The organism is Archangium minus, from assembly GCF_044360475.1.
In the GTDB taxonomy this organism is placed as follows: domain Bacteria; phylum Myxococcota; class Myxococcia; order Myxococcales; family Myxococcaceae; genus Archangium; species Archangium minus.
In genome coordinates, this window is sequence record NZ_CP043494.1 from 1,568,289 (window position 1) to 1,588,566 (window position 20,278).

19 protein-coding genes are annotated in these 20,278 nt (G+C 69.2%); 6 read left to right on the top strand and 13 right to left on the bottom strand.

The features are described from left to right. Window position 1 precedes the first annotated feature (1 nt). Window positions 2–2,044 (bottom strand): TonB-dependent receptor family protein, encoded by a 2,043-nt coding sequence (locus F0U60_RS06575; RefSeq protein ID WP_395815520.1) that lies wholly within the window; start codon window positions 2,042–2,044, stop codon window positions 2–4. 3 nt (window positions 2,045–2,047) lie between these two features. Beyond that, the gene (locus F0U60_RS06580; RefSeq protein ID WP_395815522.1) at window positions 2,048–2,332 is read right to left on the bottom strand and encodes a DUF427 domain-containing protein; all 285 of its coding nucleotides are present in this window, start codon (window positions 2,330–2,332) and stop codon (window positions 2,048–2,050) included. A gap of 323 nt (window positions 2,333–2,655) precedes the next feature. Here F0U60_RS06580 and F0U60_RS06585 point away from each other — a divergent pair, with 323 nt between their 5' ends. The 4 genes from F0U60_RS06585 to F0U60_RS06600 all read left to right on the top strand — a co-directional run bounded on the left by F0U60_RS06585 (window position 2,656) and on the right by F0U60_RS06600 (window position 7,567). Beyond that, window positions 2,656–5,178: a PAS domain-containing protein gene (locus F0U60_RS06585; protein WP_395815524.1), complete on the top strand. Its 2,523-nt coding sequence runs from the start codon at window positions 2,656–2,658 to the stop codon at window positions 5,176–5,178. A gap of 18 nt (window positions 5,179–5,196) precedes the next feature. Continuing rightward, window positions 5,197–5,646, top strand: coding sequence for a response regulator (locus F0U60_RS06590; protein WP_395815526.1), 450 nt, complete (start codon window positions 5,197–5,199; stop codon window positions 5,644–5,646). 7 nt (window positions 5,647–5,653) lie between these two features. Beyond that, on the top strand, window positions 5,654–6,790 hold the full coding sequence (locus F0U60_RS06595; protein ID WP_395815528.1) for an ATP-binding protein: 1,137 nt from the start codon (window positions 5,654–5,656) through the stop codon (window positions 6,788–6,790). Window positions 6,791–6,928: 138 nt separating this feature from the next. Further along, window positions 6,929–7,567 carry an alpha/beta hydrolase gene (locus F0U60_RS06600; RefSeq protein ID WP_395815530.1) on the top strand — a complete coding sequence of 213 codons (639 nt, stop codon included), beginning with the start codon at window positions 6,929–6,931 and terminating at the stop codon, window positions 7,565–7,567. A gap of 47 nt (window positions 7,568–7,614) precedes the next feature. Here F0U60_RS06600 and F0U60_RS06605 read toward each other — a convergent pair whose 3' ends face one another. Further along, window positions 7,615–7,755 (bottom strand): hypothetical protein, encoded by a 141-nt coding sequence (locus tag F0U60_RS06605; protein ID WP_395815532.1) that lies wholly within the window; start codon window positions 7,753–7,755, stop codon window positions 7,615–7,617. A gap of 217 nt (window positions 7,756–7,972) precedes the next feature. On the opposite strand from F0U60_RS06605, the gene F0U60_RS06610 reads away from it, so the two are divergent. Further along, a complete protein-coding gene (locus F0U60_RS06610) occupies window positions 7,973–8,152 on the top strand; it encodes a hypothetical protein (protein ID WP_395815534.1) in 180 nt (59 codons plus the stop codon). Here the strand turns inward: F0U60_RS06610 and F0U60_RS06615 are convergent. From F0U60_RS06615 to F0U60_RS06650, 8 genes are all read right to left on the bottom strand, one after another. Further along, window positions 8,146–8,988, bottom strand: a complete 843-nt coding sequence (locus F0U60_RS06615; protein ID WP_395815536.1) for an FRG domain-containing protein — start codon at window positions 8,986–8,988, stop codon at window positions 8,146–8,148. The two genes, F0U60_RS06610 and F0U60_RS06615, sit on opposite strands and share 7 nt — an antisense overlap. Window positions 8,989–9,031: 43 nt before the next feature. Continuing rightward, window positions 9,032–10,060, bottom strand: a complete 1,029-nt coding sequence (locus F0U60_RS06620; protein WP_395815538.1) for a GNAT family N-acetyltransferase — start codon at window positions 10,058–10,060, stop codon at window positions 9,032–9,034. After that, entirely contained in the window at window positions 10,051–10,899 is an 849-nt protein-coding gene (locus tag F0U60_RS06625; protein ID WP_395815540.1) for a PIG-L deacetylase family protein, read from the bottom strand. The genes F0U60_RS06620 and F0U60_RS06625 overlap by 10 nt, the downstream gene beginning before the upstream one ends. Before the next feature lie 139 nt (window positions 10,900–11,038). After that, complete coding sequence (locus F0U60_RS06630) at window positions 11,039–11,821, bottom strand: nucleotidyltransferase family protein (RefSeq protein ID WP_395815542.1); 783 nt, start codon at window positions 11,819–11,821, stop codon at window positions 11,039–11,041. A 3-nt stretch (window positions 11,822–11,824) separates the two neighbouring features. Next, window positions 11,825–12,913, bottom strand: a complete 1,089-nt coding sequence (locus tag F0U60_RS06635) for a glycosyltransferase (RefSeq protein ID WP_395815544.1) — start codon at window positions 12,911–12,913, stop codon at window positions 11,825–11,827. Beyond that, window positions 12,910–13,863: a DUF4202 family protein gene (locus F0U60_RS06640; RefSeq protein WP_395815546.1), complete on the bottom strand. Its 954-nt coding sequence runs from the start codon at window positions 13,861–13,863 to the stop codon at window positions 12,910–12,912. Before F0U60_RS06640 ends, F0U60_RS06635 begins: the two co-directional genes overlap by 4 nt. A gap of 201 nt (window positions 13,864–14,064) precedes the next feature. Continuing rightward, window positions 14,065–14,307 carry a hypothetical protein gene (locus F0U60_RS06645; protein WP_395815548.1) on the bottom strand — a complete coding sequence of 81 codons (243 nt, stop codon included), beginning with the start codon at window positions 14,305–14,307 and terminating at the stop codon, window positions 14,065–14,067. 137 nt (window positions 14,308–14,444) lie between these two features. Next, a complete protein-coding gene (locus F0U60_RS06650) occupies window positions 14,445–15,002 on the bottom strand; it encodes a DsbA family protein (protein WP_395826009.1) in 558 nt (185 codons plus the stop codon). A gap of 180 nt (window positions 15,003–15,182) precedes the next feature. On the opposite strand from F0U60_RS06650, the gene traC reads away from it, so the two are divergent. Next, entirely contained in the window at window positions 15,183–17,000 is a 1,818-nt protein-coding gene (traC, locus tag F0U60_RS06655) for an outer membrane exchange accessory lipoprotein TraC (RefSeq protein ID WP_395815550.1), read from the top strand. Window positions 17,001–17,006: 6 nt separating this feature from the next. Here traC and F0U60_RS06660 read toward each other — a convergent pair whose 3' ends face one another. Both F0U60_RS06660 and F0U60_RS06665 read right to left on the bottom strand, forming a co-directional pair. After that, window positions 17,007–17,759, bottom strand: a complete 753-nt coding sequence (locus tag F0U60_RS06660; RefSeq protein ID WP_395815552.1) for a hypothetical protein — start codon at window positions 17,757–17,759, stop codon at window positions 17,007–17,009. A gap of 35 nt (window positions 17,760–17,794) precedes the next feature. Next, complete coding sequence (locus F0U60_RS06665; protein ID WP_395815554.1) at window positions 17,795–19,888, bottom strand: hypothetical protein; 2,094 nt, start codon at window positions 19,886–19,888, stop codon at window positions 17,795–17,797. Window positions 19,889–20,278 lie beyond the last annotated feature (390 nt).

A 20,278-nucleotide genomic window follows, 5' to 3' on the forward strand; every position in this document is an offset into this window, starting at 1 on the left:
GTCACCAGCGGTGAGACAGGCCCGCTCCCGCGTACACCGTGAGGGGCGGCGCCGGCTCGAAGTAGCGTCCCCGGCTCGCGTTCACCCGCACGTTGTCGCTGTAGCGCGCCGACAACAGGTTCTGTAGCCCTAGGAAGGGGCTCACCTCGAACACGCCCATTTGGAAGCGGTGCCCCAGCCGCGCGTTCACCACCCAGGCCGTGTGCTCGCGCACCGTGTTCGCGTCGTCCGCGTACAGCCCGCCCGCACTGAACACCTCCACCGCCGCCCGCGCGCCGCTCGTGTGCTGGTACACCGCCTCAGCGCTCACCTGGTGCGCTGGAATGCCCGGGATTTTGTTGCCCCTCAGCTGTTTTCCCTGTGACACGTAGTCGCGGAACGTCGCCTGCAACGCGTTGTAGGCCGCCCGCAGCCGCAGCTCCTCCGTCACCTTGGCCTCCAGCGCCACCTCCGCGCCCAGGTGCCGCGAGCGTCCCGTGTTGCGGTAGTACGCGCGCGCGTTCTCGTCCTCGAAGCGCACCAGCCCGTCGCGGATCCACACCGAGAACAGCGCCACGTCGTAGCGCAGCCGGCTCCCCAGCAATCCGCGTGCGCCCAGCTCCACCCCGTCCGAGTGCTGTGGCTTCAACTCTCGCGACAGCCCACCGCCCATCCCCGGCGCCACCGCGAGCTCCGTCGTCGTCGGTGCCTCGAAGGCCTGGGTGACGTTCCCGTAGACGGACACCTCCGGCCTCGGCGCCCAGATGAGCCCCAGCCGCCCCGTGGGCTGCTGGAACGTCCGCGCCCCCGTCCCGTCCCCGTCCTCCTTCAGGAAGTCCTCCACCCCGTAGCGCGACACGTCGTAGCGCGCGCCCGCCACCAGCGTCAGACGCTCGCGCAGCTCCAGCTCCTCCTGTGCGAAGAGGCCGAGCCCCAGCACGTCCTCGTCCTGGTCCAGTTGCAGCGTGTTTCCTGGCAGTCCGGCCGCGTTGTTGAAGTTCTTCCGCCGGTCCGACTGCGACTGCAACTCCGCGCCCACCGTGAAGCGGCTGCGCAGCCCGAGCAGTGGTGCCCGGTTGCCGTAGCGCACCGTCACCCCGTCAAACGTCCGGTCGAATGCCACGACTACCGAGGGCAGTGCGTTCTGGAAGCGCCGCAGCGCCAGGAAGCCTCGCGCCTCCACCTCGTGCACCTCGTCCAGGCGCCGGCGGTACGTCAGCCCGAGCCGGCCCTGCCGTACGGACTCGCCCGCGCGGTCGCTCAGGTTGAGGGGGGCCGCCTGTCGTGGCTCCTGCTCCACCTCCGCGCGCGTCAGCCCGCCCGCGTCCTCCGCCTCCGGCGCGTCCACCAGCGACAGCACCGCCGTCAGCTCCGAGCGCTCATCCGGCGTCCAGCCCACCTTGCCATTCAGCAGCACCTGCTCCGTGCTCGACTGGGGCCGCCAGCCCTGTTGCGTCAGCCGCGACGCGCCCACCAGCCAGCGCACGTCTCCGCTCTTCCCTCCGCCCTTCACGTTCAGCTTCCACAGGCCAGCGTCCCCGTGCAGCGTCCGCGCCTCCACGAAGGGCCGATCCGGGCCGTCCTCCGTGGTGATGCTCACCACGCCACCCGCCGCGTTCCCGTACAGCGACGAGGACAGTCCCCGCAGCACCTCGATGCGCGCCGCCGACGCCATGTCCAGGCTGTCCACGTTCGTCTGCCCGTCCGGCAGTGTCTCCGGGAAGCCGTCCACCAGCACGGTGATGCCGCGGATGCCGAACGCCGAGCGCGCGCCGAAGCCGCGGATGGACAACCGCAGGTCCTGCGAGAAGTTGTTCCGGCTCTGCGTCACCAGCCCCGGGACGCCCACGAGCGCTTCGTACACGCCCAGTGTGGGACGCCCTTCCTGGATGTCCTCCTGCTCCACGACGCTCACCGCCGCGGGGGTGCGGCTCAGCGGCGTGGGGACCCTCGGCGCGACCACCGTCGTCTCTCGTGAGGGCTCCGCGGGCTGCTCGTCCGTGGGAGCGGGGGAGGTTTGTGCCAGGGTGGCGGACAGGAGCGCGCAGGGGAGGAACCAGGACATCCGCTAGCGCTCCACCTGGACGCCCTTCCAGAAGGCCACGTGTCCCTGGATGTTGCGCGCTGCGTCCTTCGGCTCCGGGTAGTACCAGGCCGCGTCCTTGTTCACCTTACCGTCCACCATCACGTCATAGTAGCTCGCCACGCCCTTCCACGGGCACGTGGTGTGCGTGTCGCTGTCCCGCAGCGCCTCGCGATTCACCGCCTCCAAGGGGAAGTAGATGTTCCCCTCCACCACTTCGTACGTGGCACTCTCGGCAATCACCTTTCCGTTCCACATCGCTCTGGCCATGGGGACCTCCTGTTGCATCTTGTGTCCCTGCATCTCTGCTCGGCCCGCAGGCACTGCGCTACAATCTTGGAGGCCTTCCGTCCGTCAGGTGGCACGCGAACGAGGTGTCCCGGGGGAGGGGGGCGGCCAATCGGGCGCTCCAGGCACCGTTTCCCGAGAGAGGCGGCACCAGGCGCATGACTGTCGGCTGTTGGAAAGCGAAATGATAGGTGGATGGGGAGGGACGTCCCGGGCTGTTCTGGCGCTGGTAACGTCCCACGTCTCCCTTCATGAACCCCACCGAGCGACGCGCCCCGGACGTCCACACGCTTCTGAGCCAGACCTTGAGCAGTCCCGAAGGCGAGCTCGCCTTTCGGCAACTCGCGGAGGCCATCCCTCAGCTGGTGTGGACGACCCGCCCGGATGGTCACCACGACTACTTCAACCAGCGCTGGTACGACTACACCGGCACGAGTCTCGGGGCGACCTTCGGCGAAGGCTGGCGTCTGCCCTTCCACCCGGACGACGTCCCCGAGGCCCAGAAGCGTTGGCAGCATTCGCTGCGCACCGGTGAGCCCTATGAGGTGGAGTATCGCTGCCGGCGCTACGACGGCGTGTACCGCTGGTTCATCGGCCGCGCCAATCCCGTGCGCGATGCCTCCGGGCAGATCGTCAAGTGGTTCGGCACCTGCACGGACATCGAGGAGCAGAAGCGAGCCAGGGACTCGTTGCAGTTCCTGACGGAGGCGAGCGAGCTCCTCTCCTCTTCACTGGACTACGAGACCACGCTGGCGGCGCTCACCCGGCTGGCGGTGCCCCGGCTGGCGGACTGGTGCTCGCTGGACATCCTGGGAGAGGACGGCGTCGTCCGGCTGCTCTCGGTGGCGCATGTGGACCCGGCGAAGGTGAAGCTCGCCCACGAGCTGCGCCAGCGCTACCCGCCCGACCCGAAGGACCCCAACGGCCTCCACGAGGTCCTCCGCACCGGCCGCTCCGCGGTGATGCCGGACATCTCCGACGCGGCGCTGGTCGCCGCCACGCGGGGGGACAAGGAGCACCTGCGCATTGCGCGCACGCTGGGCCTGCGCTCGGCCATCACCGTGCCCCTCACGGCACGGGGCCGCACCTTCGGCGCCTTCGCGCTCGTCACCGCCGAGTCCGGCCGGCGCTTCACCCCCGCGGACGTGTCCCTCGCCGAGCAGCTGGCCTCGCGCGCCGCCATCGCGGTGGACAACGCGCGCCTCTACGGAAATGCCGTGCGTGCGGAGGAGCGCTTCCGCTCGCTCATCAACGCCACCTCCCAGGCGGTGTGGGTGACGCGGCCGGAAGGGCACGTGGAAGAGGACTCGCCCTCCTGGCGCGCCTTCACCGGGCAGACCTACGAAGAGTACAAGGGCTACGGCTGGCTCGCCGTCGTCCACCCGGAGGACCAGGAGCGCGTGCGGCGCGGGTGGCAGGCGGCGCGGGCGCTCAAGCAGCCCTATGAAGTGGAGATGCGCGTGCGCCGGGCAGATGGCAGCTACGCCGTCACCCTGGCGCGCGCGGTGCCCCTGCTCGATGCGAAGAAGCAGGTGCGCGAGTGGATTGGAACGAGCACGGACGTCACCGCCCAACGGCAGGCCGAGGAGGCCTCGCGCCGGCTGGAGAGTGAGCAGCGCGCCCGCGAGCTGGAGGCCCTGCGCGCCCAGGTGAGCGACGTGCTCTCCCGTGAGGACAGCCCCGCGCGGCTGGTCCAAGCCTGCGCCGAGGTGGTGGTGCGCAACCTCACCGTGCTGCCCATGGCGCAGCTGTGGACGTGGAACCGGGAGGCCCGGGCGCTGCTGCTGGAGGGCCATGCCGGCATCACCGTGCCCACCGCCTTCCAGCCCACCCGCTTCGAGCTGGGAGAGGGCCTGGTGGGGAAGGTGGGCCAGGAGCGCAAGCCCCTGCTCATCAATGACGTGCTGCGGCACCCCGGCCTGCGCTCGCGCGAGTGGGCCCAGACGCAGGGGCTGGTGTCCTTCCTGGGCACTCCGCTGCTGGTGCGCGGGCAGCTCGTGGGCGTGCTTGTCGTCTTCGGCCTACGGCCCCTGGAGGAGGAGACCCTGGCCACGCTGTCCACGGTGGCAGAGGCGATGGCCCAAGGCCTCGAGCGGCGCCGCGCCGAGCTGGCTCTCCAGGAGCATGCCCAGGACCTGGCGCGCTCCAACGAGGAGCTGCAGCAGTTCGCCTACGTGGCCTCGCACGACCTGCAGGAGCCCCTGCGCATGGTGGCCAGCTACACGCAGCTGCTGTCACGGCGCTACAAGGGCCGGCTGGACTCAGACGCGGACGAGTTCATCCAGTACGCCGTGGACGGGGTGAACCGCATGCAGCGGCTCATCGAGGATCTGCTGGCCTACTCGCGCGTGGGCACCCGGGGCCACGAGTTCAAGCCCATCGACTCGGGCCGCGCGCTGGAGAAGGCGCTGGCCAACCTCAAGGCATTGGTGGACGAGTCAGGCGCCACCATCGCCCAGAGCCGGCTGCCGGCGGTGATGGCGGACGAGACGCAGCTCACCCAGGTCTTCCAGAACCTGGTGGGCAACGCGCTGAAGTTCCGTGGCAGCACGCCGCCGCGGGTGGTCGTGGATGCCGAGCGCCAGGGCACCGAGTGGCGCTTCACCGTGGAGGACAACGGCATCGGAATCGAGCCACAATACTTCGAGCGAATCTTTGTCATCTTCCAGCGGCTCCACGGCAAGGAGGAATACCCGGGCACGGGCATTGGGCTCGCCATCTGCAAGAAGATCGTCGAGCGGCACGGGGGCCGCATCGGACTCGATTCACAACCCGGGCAGGGGACGACGTTCTGGTTCACCCTTCCCGCGGTTCCCACCCCCTCCTAGGACACAGGGCGCTACCTCATGAGTGACGACACCCGCGGACGGCCCATCGAAATCCTCCTGGTCGAGGACAACCCGGGCGACGTCCGCCTGACTATCGAGGCCCTCAAGGAGGGCAAGGTGAGCAACCGCCTCTCCGTCGCGCGCGATGGGGTGGAGGCGCTGGCCTTCCTGCGTCGCGAGGGCCCTCATGCGAACGCCTCGCGGCCGGACCTCATCCTGCTGGATCTCAACCTGCCGAAGAAGGACGGGCGCGAGGTGCTGGCGGACATCAAGGCGGACTCGAGCCTGCGCCGCATCCCCGTGGTGGTGCTGACCACGTCGAAGGCGGAGGAGGACATCCTGCGCACGTACGATCTGCACGCCAACTGCTACATCACCAAGCCGGTGGACCTGGAGCAGTTCATTTCCGTGGTGCGCTCCATCGACGACTTCTGGCTGTCGGTGGTGCGGCTGCCCACGGTGGAGTGAGGCCTCCATGAGCATCAACGAGGCGCGGCCGTTGCGGCTGCTGCTGGTGGAAGACAACCCCGGGGACGCCCGGCTCCTGCAGGAGGAGCTGAAGGAGGTGCCCTCCGTGCACTTCGAGGTGCGTCACGTGACGCGCATGGCGGAGGCGCTGGCGGCGGTGGGCGAGCCGGGGTGGGACGTGGTGTTGTTGGACCTGTCGCTGCCGGACGGGCACGGGCTGTCCAACATCGAGCGGATGTTGCAGGCGGCGCCGGCGCTGCCCTTGGTGGTGCTCACAGGTAACGACGACGAGCAGCTCTCCATGAAGGCCGTGCACGCGGGCGCGCAGGACTACCTGGTGAAGGGCCAGGTGACGGGCCCACTGCTGGTGCGTGCGCTGCGCTACGCCATCGAGCGCAAGCGGGCCGAGGAGGGCCTCAAGCGCGAGGAGGCCGCGCGGCAGACGGCGCTGTTCCGCGAGCAGTTCCTGGGGATTCTGGGGCATGACCTGCGCAACCCGCTGCAGGCCATCTCCGGCAACGCGGCGCTGCTCCTGCGTTACGGCGGGTTGTCCGAGCCCCAGCGCAAGGCGGTCAACCGCATCTCCATCTCGTCGGACCGGATGGCGCGGATGATTGGCGACATCCTGGACTTCACACGCACGCGGCTGGGCGGGGGCTACACGCTGCAGCGCACGTGGATGAACGTGCACGACGTGCTGCGGCAGGTGGTGGAGGAGCTGGAGGTGGCGCACCCGCAGCGGCGCTTCGAGCTGAGCGTGTCCGGCACCGGCTGGGGCGAGTGGGACGCGGATCGCATCGCCCAGGCGGCGTCGAACCTGGTGGGCAACGCGGTGCAGTACTCGCCGGAGGACAGCGTGGTGCGGGTGGTGGTGCGCGACGAGGGCGACGGCGTGCGGGTGGAGGTGCACAACGGAGGCACACCCATCCCGGCGGAGCGGATGACGCACATCTTCGATCCGTTTGTCCGGGGACGAGATGGCGCGCGCTCGGGCTCTCGCTCGGGGCTGGGACTGGGGCTCTACATCACGCATGAAATCGTGAAGGCGCACGGGGGCATGCTGCAGGTTCGCTCGACGGAGGCGGAGGGCACCTGCTTCTGGTTGCTCCTGCCGCGCCACCCTCCTCCGGCCGCGAAGGCCTGAGCCAATCCCCTCTCCCTCTGGGAGAGGGCCAGGGTGAGGGTCTACCCTCCGTCCTCCTGCTCGAGGTCTCACGCCTTCCCAGCCCGCCAGCCATGCCCACCCTAGGTGCGAGGGCTGAAGAAGAGGAGGCGCCGACCGATGTCGGAGATCGAAACGCCGCAGGATGGGGCGGGGTTGGAGCCGCGGCCGTACACCCTGAAGACGAGGAGAGGCCCCGTCGACACCCTGCTCTACGAGTCGCTCGGAGCGAAGGCAGGGGCGCTGTTGGCAGGGGGCGTAGGGGGTGGCTTCGATACGCCGGCCCTGGGCCTGTACCCCCGGCTGGGCGAGGAGCTGCTGAGGCATCACCTGTCCACGCTCCGGGTGAGGTATCGCCACTCGACGGACCTGGCGGAGGCGGTGCAGGACGTGCTCGCGGGGGTGGACTTCCTGGTGGAGCACGGACTGGAGCGCGTGGCGCTGGTGGGGCACTCGTTCGGCGGCGCGGTGATGATCGACGCCGGAGCGCAGTCTCCCTGGGTGACAACCGTGGTGGGGTTGTCGCCGCAGAGCTACGGAACAGAGGCGGTGTCGGAGCTGCATCCCCGCTCGCTGCTGCTGGTGCACGGCAGGTCGGACGCGGTGTTGCCGCCGAGCTGTTCGCTCTCCATCTACGAGCGGGCACGGGGACGCAAGGAGCTGGAGCTCATCCCGGGAGCGGGGCACGTCCTGGACGAGGCCGCCGAGCGCGTCTTCACGCGGGTCCGGGACTGGCTGCTGCGAGAGCTGCGGACCTGAAACACCGGGAGGGGACGCCGAGCGCATCCGCCTCCCGAAACAGCACCTCAGCTGTGCTTGTCACTCCCCGCGCTGTCCTTCCTGCCTTGTTCGGAAGGCCCGCTGAACTCACGCTGACGGTCAGCATCCTCGGGAGCGCTCTCCTTCTCCGACTTGCCGAATACCTCCTTGCGGGTCTCTTCGCTCATCTTGGCGTCCCCGTGCATCGTGGGGTTTTCCTCTTGAGGCTTACGAGGCATGTCGTGCGTCCTCCGGCGCGATGGGTTTGTTGGACTTGAGACTCAAGGTCAGGAGTTCGCCGGGAGACGGCAAGCCTCAAGCGTCCATGGACGGAGGGCGAGGGAGCGGGCGGCGGCTGCGCGGCTCAGCCTGCGGCCCTAGCTTGAGACGAAAGGAGGTGTCTCCATGGTGGAATCTTTCGCACTGGCGTTCTTCATCTTCGCCCTGCTCGTCTTCTTCGTCGCCATCGCGCTCACCATCATCCTCGGTGGCGTCAGCAGGATCGGCGACAAGCGTGTGGAGACGGAGGGGCGCGTCACGCCGGATCAGCGTCCTCCCGCGGAGGGGGATATCCACGCCTACTGACCGGACGGAGCGCCGGGAGGGCGCGGGTTGTAGTAGCGCCGCAACCAGCGGGTGAGCCCGTCCAGGCCAGGGAAGAGCACGCGCTCGGTGATGTTGGCCTGGTCGAGCTTGTCCCGCACCTCCTGCTTGAGGCGAGCGGGGACGATGAGTCGCCGCACGCCTCGCTTCTGCTTCTCGAGGAACGCGTCCAGGCGCGCCGAGGCGTCGTTCATCACGGAGAAGAGGGCGAACTGGTTGACGATGCGCTCGTCGAGCGAGGGCGGCTCGAAGAAGAGCACGAAGGGGTGGCGGGCGAGCTTGTCGAAGGAGGAGAGATCTCTCGCTACCGTAGCGAGCATCTCCGCGCTGAAGACGTCGGCGCCCTCCTCGCGTAGCTGGGCCTTGAGGGGGCGGGGCAGGAGCCGGTTCGTCTCCCGGTAGTCCACACACCAGACAACGCCGTCCACGTCGTACAGGGACGGGTCCTCCGTGAGGAAGTGCAGCGCCACGTAGGGGCTGAAGGTCCAGTCGAGCAGGCGCGTGGGCAGGCCGTGGTGCTGCGCGAGCGACAGCCAGTCCCAGAGAGACTCGCAGGGGTTGGTGGTGCCGCGCGCGTACTTGCGGAAGGCGCGCAGCATGACGTGCTCCTGGCGGGAGTAGTTGCCCCCGCGCCGGTTCAGGCTGGTGGCCAGGTCATGGTGCGAGTCCGGCATGCCGCGGAAGGCGAGGGTGGGGCGGAAGCGACGGAGGGACTCATTCCACGAGCCCGTGAAGAGTTCTTCCTGGAGCTCCCCCCAGCTGTTGACCCGATGTTCCTGCACGCTGAGGAAGATGGGCAGCTCGGAGTCCATTGGCATGTCCCTCCGTTCAACTGTGCACCCTCCGCCCCTCGGGGTGGCTTCACACCTTCTGCTCGGGGCCGTGCCACACGCAGCGCCAGTGGTTGCGCGTGTCGCTCGCGCCCCAGGCGTATTTGTAGGGTTTGGCGCCTCGGAGGAAGTCGAACACCTCCATTCCCCAATGGCTCGCTTCCTCGAGGGCCTGGGCCACCAGGAGGGAGCCCACGTTGAAGTGTTGGAACTCCGGAGCGGAGCCCCCGAGGTAGTAGCGGAGGTGCGTTCCGTCCCGGAAGCCGTAGAAGACGGCCACGGGCTGCTCCTTCACGTGCAGCACGAACAGGCGCAGGGCCCTGGCGGCGAGCAGCCCGCGCGCGGCCTCGCGGTGGAAGGTTTGGAGTGAGGCGTCCCAGTGAGCGCCCCGCAGTCGCACCAACGTGTCCATCATCGCCTCGAGGTTGCTCGCGTCCGCCTCCTCGAGACGCACCAGGCCCAGTTGCTCCAGGCGGCGGTAGGCCTGACGCAGTTCGGCCGCGAGCCCTCCCGGCGCCGTCCAGGGGAGGAGGACTTGGGGACAGACCTCCTGCACCTCGGAGCGCTCACCCCAGCCCTCGGGCACGGGCGTGTGCAGGAGCGGCGAATCCTCCCGGAGTTGCTCGAAGACGCACGTGTCCCAGCGCTCGCCATTGCGGCCGAGCCAGTTGAACAGGGTGCGTACACCGTGTTGGGCCAGCTCCGGGTCCATGAGCACATCGAGGTAGTCGGAGACGCCCTCGCCGAGCAGCCGCACCACGCGGGCACCGTTCTCCACGCGGATGCCCAGGGGGGCGAGCCCCACCAGCCGGCCTTCACTCCGCAGCGTCACCACCCAGGGTGGTTGCGCCGAGAAGGAGGCGCCGAGGTGCCGGACCCAGGACAGCAGCCACTCCGGCCGCTGGAAGGTGGTGGCTCCGGGACAGCGGGCCCACAACCAACGCCACTCGCCCTGCAACTGCTCCAGTCCGCGCAGGGAGACGACTTCCTCCACTTCGAGTGGGGCGAGGGTCCGGGTCGTCTGGTGCCGGGGGAGCGCGAAGTCCGTCGTCAATGCCATGGTGCCTCCGGGAGCTTCAATGCCTCGAGTGCCTGGCGGGCCAGCTCCCGCCAATGGGTGCCCGTCATGCGCGAGTTGTGGGCCTCGTACTGGAGCGTTCCCTGATGCGGCGGACGGGTGAAGTCGTAGCGGGGCGCGGTGCGGTAGCGCTCCTGCCCCACGGAGAACGTCTCCAGCAGCCGCGCCTGTGATGCGTGGCACGTGAGCATGCGCTGCTTGGTGGCACACTCCGCCTCGGTGAAGGACACCGTGGCGACGAGCCGACCGTCCGGCGCAGGGAGGAATTCGCCGGTGACGCGCGAGTCCTGGCGGCGGTGGTAGGACGTCATCTCCAGCAGTGCAGGAGGCGTGCGCCCCGCTCGGGCCATCAACGCCACAGCGGCATGCGAGACGAAGGCGGCGGCGTCATGGTCCGGGTGTCCCCCCTCGTAGGGGTGGACGACGAGGAGCGTCGGACGGAGCGCCTTGAGCAGTGCCACCAAGCACTGGGTGAGCGTGACGAGGTGCTGCGTGGCCTCCTGGTCCGCCGCGCCCAGGGAGAACAGGCGATTCGGAGGGACTCCGGCGAGGGCCAGTGCCGCGAGGGCCTCTCTCTCTCGGAGACGGGCGTAGGACGCGTCCCTCGGCGCTCCATCGGTGACATGGACGACATGGCAGCCAGGTCCGTGGAGCAGCAGCCACGAGGCGCCTAGCACCTCGTCGTCTGGGTGCGCGGCCACGACGAGGATGGGGCCACGCAGGACCTGGGGAGGAAGCAGGGGTCCGAGGACGTCTGCCACGGTGCGTGCCTGCTCGTCCTCTTGCTCTCTGAACTGAATGGGTTCTTCAGGAGGCTGCATGGGCAGTCCTCCTTCTTATTGCTCTCACCATCGCCGCCTCCCCCTCCCGCCCCGACTCCCTCATCCTCCCTCTCCCCCTGGGAGAGGGTCGGGGTGAGGGTCTCCATCACCGTTCCGACCTGTCGCGCCAGTCACCGCGCTAGTGCGGAGCAGGCGGAGCAGCACCTTCTTCGTCCTGCATCGTGACGGGGCCTCGTGACGGCCGCGTGCCGAGCAGTTGAATGGCCTCGCGGTAGCCGTTGAGCGTTCCCACGTCCACGTAGGACTCGCCCGCGCGCACCGCCTGGGCTTTACCGCCCCGAGCCAGCCACTCGTTCACCAATGTGCCCATGTACGGGTCACGCGGCTCACGGGTGAGCCACAGCTCGTACAGCTCGCGCATGATGGCGCCGGTGAGCTTGAAGGCCCCCCATATCCAATGGCTGGTGGCGCCCTCCTGCTTCACCTGAATCTCCCGCACCGTGCCGTCCTTGTCCGCCACCACCGCGTCGAACAGCTCCGGACGTGCCACCGGGAAGCAGAGGAACGAGAGCCCTCCGCTCGGCAGCCGGCACAGGCCGTCCTCGGGGAACCAGACAGTGTCCGGCAGGCCGATGAGCACCTCCTCGTCCGGGTGGATGAGGGGGACGGCGCGAAAGAGCGAGTCACACAACCCCAGGGGCTCCGGCTGCACGGCGTAGCAGATCTGCGCGCCGTTCACCGAGCCGCCGTAGTACTCGACGATGTCGGACTTCCCCGGGGAGATGATGAAGCAGAGCTTCTTCGCCCCCGCGAGGACCATGCGGTCCACCAGGTATTCGCTCACCGCCCGAGGCCGCTCCGTCTTGCCGTCGTAGCGGCCCCCTACGGGGAGCAGCTCCTTGGAGAATGCGAGTGGTTGGATGCGGCTGCCGATGCCTGCCGCCGGTATGAGTCCCCACATAAATCAGTTCCTCGCATGGTTCGAGATGCGCGCTCCGTCCAACGCCGCCACCAACTCCTCCGCGCGTCTTTCCGCCGTGTGCTCGGTGAGGGCGCGCTCCCGTGCGCGCCTGCCGATCCGAGCCAGTTCCTCTGGCGACAGCGAGAGCGCCTCCACGGCATCCTCGGTGGAATGCGCGATGAGGAGCTCCTCGCCAGGGCGGAAGAACGAGTCCAGTCCCTCCCACGCATCCGACAGCACCGGGGTGCCACACGCCGCGGCCTCGAAGAGGCGCCCCGAGGGGCACCAGCCCATGGCGGCCATGGGGGCACGGGTGATGTTGAGCGTGAGTTTGGATGAGCAATAGAAGGCCGGGTGCTCCACGGGAGGCAGGTGCTGGACGAAGTAGAGGTTCGGCGTCCAGGCGAAGTCCTGTGGGTACTGCGCCCCGCCGATGACGAAGCGCCGATCGGACAGCTGTCGCGCGGGCTCCAGGAAGAGGCGCTCCAGCGCTTGCTGCCGGTTGGCGGCGTAGGTGCCCAGGTATGAGAGGTCCGCCCGGTAGTGGTCCCTGCCATCCACCGGGAAGTGCACCCGCGGGTCCACGCTGCCGTAGAGGGGCAGGGTGTGACGGGCGCCGAAGAGCCGTCTCAGCCCGGTGAGGGCCTCTCCGCCCGTGTAGCTGAGGACGAGGTCGTAGTCGCCCAGTCCCTCCGGGCCGATGTACTCGACGTTTTCGCCGCGCTCGGCCCGCTCCAGGGTGACGGGCGTGTCCATGTCATAGAAGGACTTCACCGGCACGCGCGAGCCCAGCACCAGCCGGCCCGCCGCGACACCGTCCGCGCAGTAGGACGTCACCATGCCCGCGTCCGCGTCCCGCAGGTGCTGGCGTGCGCGCGGTAGGATCTCCTCCCACGAGTCGTAGAGCACCAGCTCCGCGCCTGGAGGCAGCTCGAGGAGATCTCGATGGGCGGCGTAGAAGGGCTGGTCTCGCTCGAAGAAGACGACGCGGTGGCCGCGGTCGGTGAGGGCGGAGATGAGCCCGCGCCAGAGGGTGGCGTGTCCGTTGCCCCAGGAGGAGCTGACCGTGAGGCCGAAGATCACCAGCTTCATGCCGACTCCTGCAGCGTGGTGGGAAGGGTGACCGCGCCGAGGGCCTCCTCGAGGAGGCGGCGCACCTGGGGCGCGAGCCGGATGCGCGCGAGCCGCCAGCGCTGGTTGGGGCGCAGCCGTCCGAGCGTGTAGGCCACCTTGCGGCGGGTGTGCTCGAGCGGGAAGTAGCGCACGAAGCCAGAGGCGTTGAGCGAGAAGAAGGAGAGGGCGTCCGCGTCGTTGAGGAGCGTGAGGCACACGTCCGACTCGGGGCGCTCGTGGCGGCTGATGAGCCAGCGCACGCGCTCGCAGGTGCCCTTGTCCATGCCCACGTCCGCGAGCAGCTCGCACGCCACGTCCGCGCCGCGCGCCGCATGGGCGTCCTTGAAGGCCTGGTAGTCCCGGGCGTGGTGCTCCACGCGTGCATCGGGCTCGGAGAGCAGGCGCTCCACGTCATGGAAGAGGGCCGCCGTCTGGAGGGCCACGTCCGCCCGTGGGGCGAGCCGCAGCACCCACTGCCACACGTCCAGCGCATGCCGGTAGTCCGCGACGACGAGCGGCTTGCTCATGTCATGCAAGGCCCGGTGGCGCGCGAGGATGGCGTCGAAGAGCGGCCCCTCGGAGGCGGCATTGCGGCGGCTGACAAGCCCCTGGTAGCGGGTGAGGATTTCCAGGGCCGTGGAGGCGAGCACCTCGCGCGGGGCGCCGGTGAGGTTCAGCGTCAGACATTGGCCCTCGGGGCACGCGTTGGCGGTGCCGAAGACGTGCTCGTCCCAGTCGAACGGGTCGAAGCCGGGGGCGCGCCACGCCTGGGCGTCGAGCCGCAGCACGTTCGCGTCGCTGGCCGAAGCAGGCGGGCCTACGGCGATGGAGGGAAACTCCTCGGCCAACAGGACGAAGGCACCAGACGGCGCTGGCTGCGCGTCAGCGGCACGAAGGTCGGGTTCGGACAGCAGCAGCTGTCGGATCATCGCGTCTCCCGCGGGTGTCCCGCACGTCGAGGACGCGGCCAAGTTGCTGTCTCGTGGCTCGAAAGGCCAGGGCCCCATGTATGGGCGCGTGGGCCAATGTCCTAAAGGACAGGGCCCACGTGCGCCAGTACACGGACGTCGGCTCAGGCCCGTGCGCTGGCACACAGCCAGGTGACGTTCACCCGGCAACCCTCTGGACGACTACGGACGGCCGTTGTCGGCCGGCTGATCAAAGGCGAACTGCTCCGCGCGAGGCGCGGCGTCGTCGTGGAACAGGGGGCACTTCTGGCAAGAGAAGCCCTCCCAGTCCTCGCGCACGGCTGCGTCGATGCACAGGGCATAGAAGCGGCAGTGGACGTTGCGGTAGTCCTCGACGCGGTGGTGGTCCGCCCACATGGGTAGGCGGAGCTCGGTGGGATTGGGCTTCGGTTGCGAGCAGGCCATGTCGCTGAAACTCCCTGGTGAAATGTGGGCCCCCCTCGGGAGTCTTCATACCCACTGGTGCGTCGCGTCATTCCCGAGCGGGAGCTGACGGAGCTCAGGGCCTCCCCGCGTAACACCCCAGGCGAGGAGGCGAGCGCTCAGCGCCGAGGCTGTGCACCTGCGCGACGAGCGGCCTCTGCGAAGACCTCGTACGGTTGGCAGCCCACCACGCGGACGTCCCCGATGAAGAAGGTGGGGATGCCTTGCACGCCCTCTCGCTCGCCCTCCTCTCGGAGGGCCTCCACGCGGGCCTGGTACTGGGGCGCGTCCATGGCGCTTCTTGCTTCCTCACCAGGCAGGCCTGCCTGCTCCGCCAATCGGGCAAGCACGTCCGGGTTCTCGAGGTCCTCGCCGCGCTGCCAATGGGCCTCCATGGCCGCTTCGTAGAAGGCCTGGAAGCGCCCCTGCTCTCGCGCCCACTCCGTCAGCGCGAGCACCCGGCGTGTGTTGTACAGGTGCCCGGGCACCTGAATGGAGACCCCGAAGCCTCGGGCGAACTGCGCCACCTGGCTCCGCATCATCTCCGCGCGGCCCCCAAAGAGCCGGTCCAGGGGCACTCCACCCCGAGGCGTTCCCGGGTGCAGCTGGAAGCCCTTCCACTCCACTTCGACGTCGAACTCCTCTTGCAGCCTGACCAGGCTGCTCCGCTCCGCGATGAAGCAGTACGGTCAGACGAAGTCCGAATACAGCCGGATGCGCACGGGCATGGGGACACCTCTCTGTCGAGACGAAGCCGCCCCTCTTCTAGCGCCGTGACGCAGCCGTTTCCAGAAGCTTGCCAGCAGAGCGGGCAGGCGTTGAATCAGCGCTTCATCCTGACCCGCCTTTCCCGGAAAATGCCCCCCGTGCGCTCCTTGCCTGCCCGCCCCCCGTCGTCCCTGGCCCGCCGGCTAGGGTTCCTTGCCCTCTCACTCTTCGCGCTGCTCGCGGTCACCGGTTGTTCGGCCTTCTCGCGCGCGGTGAAGGAAGGCGACCAATTCACCACCAACCGCAAGTGGGAGCAGGCGGAGGCCGCCTACTTGCGCGCCCTCGCCGTGGAGCCTGGCGACTCGGAAGTGAAGGTGAAGCTGCGCAACATGCGCAAGCAGTGGGGTGCCGAGGTGTTCCAGGCCGCGCAGGCGAAGCACGCCGAGGGGGACCTGGCCAGTGCCACGCCGCTGCTGGTGCGCGTGCTCGAGCTGGACAGCGAGAATGACCCGGCGCGCGAGCTGCTCGGCCAGACGTTGGATGCGCGGGTAGAGGTGGCGCTCAAGGCGCTGAAGGAGGAGCGGCTGCAGGAGGCCCGGGCCGAGCTCGACGCGGTGCTGGCGGTGAACGCCGAGCACGATGCGGCGCGCAAGGGCGTGGTCGCGGTGCAGACGGCGTGGGCGCGTCGGTGGTTCTCCACTGCGCAGCGGCTGGAGGAGGAGGGCAAGCTGGGCAACGCCCTGCTGGCGTACGTGCGCGCGGACCAGGAGCGCGTGGGGGTCACCGCCGCCCGGGAGCGCGCCGAGGAGGTGCGCCGCAAGCTCCGGGACGAGATCGCCTTCCTGGTGGTGACGGGGCCCGCGGAGGACAAGGCGTCGGCGCCGGACGTGGTGCAGCGGCTGTCTCCGGGGCGGCTGTCGGCGCTGCTGCCGCAGGAGGTCCCCATCCGTGTCATCACCGCCGATGCGCCGAAGGACCACCCAGGTGTGCGCCTGGGGCTGGCGGTGGAGCGGGTGATGCCGGTGAAGTCGGTGGAGCAGGGCCAGAAGTTGCAGCGCTACCTGGTGACGAACAAGGCCGTGCCCAGCCCGCGCCGGCTCGAGCTGGAGGCGGCACTGCTGGAGCAGGAGCGCAAGCTGGAGGACGTGGAGCGCAAGCTGTCGGGCGTGCTGCGTGACTACCTGCGCAAGCAGGACGAGCTGAGCCAGGCGCGCGAGGTGGCTGCCCGCTGCCGCGAGCGCGAGCGCACGGTGTGCGCCAAGGGGCTGTCCGAGTGCATCCGAGCCTTCGAGCGGGCCAAGCCGGGGGATGTGCCGAACGAGTGCAACCCCGCCCGCTGCAACCCGCAGTGCGAGCAGGAGGAGGGCGCGCTGGCGCAGCGGGCCAACGCGGCGAAGGAGCTGGAGCGTCGGCTGGAGGCGGCGCAGGAGGGCGCGGAGCTGCAGCGGCGCGAGGTGCAGCGGGGCCGGGACGCCTACTACCGCGAGCCTCTCACGGTGGAAGAGCCCGTCTACGCTGACTACCCCTACGACGTGGAGCTGCACCGGCTGTCCATCACCACGAGCGTCACCGAGCGGTTGATCGACCTGGCGAAGGACGCGGCGGGTGCCTCGCCGCGCACCGAGGACTACGCGGCCGTGGCCGAGGACTCGTCCAACAAGGCCTATGACAAGGTGGGCGTGCTGGCGGATCCGGTGCAGCTGCGCACGGAGGCGGAGCTGCGGGTGGAGGCGGGCGACAAGGCCATGGCCTCCATCGCCGAGCGCGTGAAGGAGCGCTTCGACATCTACCGCCAGGGCAAGGTGGAGGACGCGCGGCGGGGCATGGTGCGCCCCAGCGCCGAGGACGTGGTGGAGACGGCGGTGCGCGCGCTGCTGCTCACCGCGGACGAGCCTCCCCAGGACATCCTCCAGCCGCTGGCCAAGGCGCGCGGCCTGGAGAATCCCGAGGCCATCTTCGGGCGCTGAGGCGCGTTAGAGCACTGCCTCGCTCGAGTCCGAGGTCCACATCGCGGCCTCGGCCGAGTGCAGGCAGTCCCCGAGGAAGCGCAGGTAGATGTCGAGCGCTTCGGCGCCGAGCTCCGCGAGCGTCCGGGCGTTCTCCGGCATCAAGCGGAGCAGCTCCTCCATCATCCGCGCGTTGGTGGCCGTCTGCCCCATGTCGATCTGGACGTGCTCCTTGAGGAAGCCGAGCCCGTCCAGCGTCTCCCGGCCGAGCACCCGCACCACGTTGGATAGCAGGTGCGGCCCCAGCACCATGGACAGGTTCTTGATCTCGAACTCGATGGCGATCTGCCCCGCGGCGAGCTCGCCGGCGATCGTCTCCTCGTGGAGCCGCCGGTAGGCGCGCATCGCGTCCGTGGGGTGCTGGGCCAGCAGCCGCTCCACGACGAGCATGGGCGGGTACCGGATGTTCCACCGGTGCACCAGCCGCCGCACGTCGTCGATCATCATCAGGTGATGGCCAGCCTCCTGCTTCGCATGCGCGAGCAGTCCCTTGCCGAGCGAGTCCAGGCCCTGCATGAGGCAGCGCTGGCCGGCCCGGCGGATCCACCCCTCCACGGGCTCGGTCATGTACACGCCGAACGAGTGGTACTGGATGAAGAAGCGCTCCAGGAGCGCGGGGGAGATGGCGGGGTCCACCAGCGTGCGCATCACGGGGTCCGTGGAGATGCGGGCACGCGCGGGCAGGACGTAGGGCTCGTACAGCTCTTTGACCAGACTCATGTTCGACTGACTCCTTACTTCCGGTACGTCTCTTCTCAGGCCGTGCGGTGATTCGCGGGCGTCAGGCGACCCACGGTCGCCTCGCTCACGTACTCCAGGAACTCGGGCAGCATCCGGGCGGAGAGCAGCCACAGGCAGGGCTGCGCATCGGGCTCGTCATGCAGCCGGGCGGTAGCGGTGTAGCTGTCGTCCTCATCCTCGCGCAGGAAGACGAAGGAGGTGCGGCCCCGCCGCGCGTACCAGGCGCGGGCCTCGTCGAGCAGCGCGACGTAGGCGTCCGGGCCTTCGGGGGTGAGCGGGAACAGGCGTGCCGCGTCCAGCAGGCGGAAGAGGTTCGACCCGGGCTGTCCCAGCTCGAGGATGATGGCGGCCACTGCCACGCCACCGCGGCGAGCCACCAGCACCTGCCGCTCGCGCTCCAACCCAGCCGCGTGCCACGTCGCTGCCGTGTCCCGCAGGTCCATCCGCTCGCGCGAGAGGTCCAGCGCTTCCACGTAGCAGGCGGGGCGCGTGCGGGCGATCTCCTCCGCCAGGCGCGTCTTCTCGTCGGCGCGGGCCGGGCTGAGCTCAAACCCGCCCGACGGGAGCCCGCTGCGCTCGTTGCAGTGCACGTCCATCAGACGCACGGGCATGACCAGGGCCTCCCCCCTTTCAGCCAAGGCCCGCGCATAGGCCATGTGGACGCGCTCAATGAGGGGCACGGTCGACTCAACGTAGGCGACCAGCCACCGGAAGTCGGGATCGCTCTGGGCGTGCTCCAGCGTGCGCACGTGGATGTCGCGGAGGATCTGCCCGGGCGCCACATCCCCGTCGGGCTTGCCGGGGCGCTTGGCGAGCTGGTGCACCAGCCAGCTGTGGCGGTAGGGCCGCACGGAGGACAACGTGGCCTCTACCCCCCGCTTCGAGGGCCACACCGCCTGGCAGAAGAGCCGGGGCAGGTGCGCAGCGCGCTGGCTCGTCTCCAGGAAGCTGGCGCGCAGCTCCTCGAAGTGCTCCGTCTTCTTGCCGGACAGGTTGAAGTAGCCCGAGTCGACGAGGAGCTCCCACAGGGGCTCGAGCAGCTCTTCGCCACCGCGTGTAGCGGGGCAGAGCGCCTGCGAGACGAGCTGTATCCAGCGCGCCTCGTCCAGCGGCGTGCACGGCGTCACCTGGAGGCCGAACACCCGCTGTCCGTCCTTGTCCCCCACGAAGCGCACCTCGCCGCGCAGGAGAATGGGCTCGTCGCCCTCGCCCCAGAGCTCGAGGGGCTGGAGCAGGAGGCCCGGGAAGATGAGATCCTCCGCCGGGCTGCGCAGGCACAGGCCATTGAAGGACACGTCCACGGCCTCACGCTCGAGCAGGCCCAGCTCGCCCCATAGCGGATGGTGGAAGCGGGCGCGGAGGCCGGCGGGGGCGGGCACGCGTCGGTGCCAGCGGTGGCGCACCTTCCACATCCGCCGCGGAATGGGCGTCACCATCCGGCCGCCCCGCGTCTCGAGCGCCGGCACACGCAGGCGGTAGGCGGAGTTGTGGCCCACCACCTCAATGTCATAGGGCGCCGCGCCCCAGCCGGTCCCCGGCTCCTCGAGGCGCCAGTGCAGCTGGGAGGTCATCACGTCGAAGTACTCCAGCGACACGCGCAGCGTTCGCCCGAGCTGCCGCAGCACGCCCTGGTGCTTCATCACGCACACGGACTTGAGGATGGAGCAGATGCGCTCGGGCTCGACAATGGCCTCCTCGATGGGCTGGGGCGAGACCGCGGGCAGCGCGCGTCCCTGGCGGACCGCGGCATCCAAGGTGGAGAGGATCTGCCGGCCTTGCTCCACCGTCACGTCCACGAGCTGGATTCCAATGGGCGCGTCGTACCGGCGTGGATCGCTCCAGAGGATTTCGCCTCGCAGGGGACCGATGGTGCGGCCGTTGTCGTCCAGGAGCAGTTGCAGCGTGCGCTCCCGGGGCGGCAGCTCGGCGCCGGGCTCGGGCAGGGCCCACACCGCGGTAGGGCTCAGCCGCGTCACGCGGCTACAGCTGATACCGGGCTGGGACAGGATGAGGTTGATGCCCTGCTCGGGCTGGGTGTGCAGCGAATATCCCGAATAGGTACCCGCGGCGAGGACAGCGCCAGCCGACGTTTCTAGATCTCCACTCAATGGCTCCTCCTCCCTTTTCGGGACGGCAGTGACCGCCGTGCCGCCTCGCCGTGGTCGTGCTCTTCCACGACGAGAATAATCCCTTGCATGAAAAGAGAACGCCCGACCCCCCACCTCGTCAAGCCGAACCCCGCAAGTGTTTGCTCTGGGTTTCGTGTGTCTTCACGTGGCTGGAAAAGTCCGCTCCCTCGGGTCAGGACCCTGGAACCCCGCTTGATCTCAGGGAAAACGGCTCCCGCGTAGAGTCGCGCAATCAAAGACTTGCAGGGCGCGCGCGGGGCGTTGTCAGGCTTTTGCCGGGCTGGCAGATCTGCAGCGACGTCGTAGCCGTGGACTCCTGGTGTGAGGCCACGGCCTCCGCGTGCTTGGGATTGCTGGGAATGGAGGCTT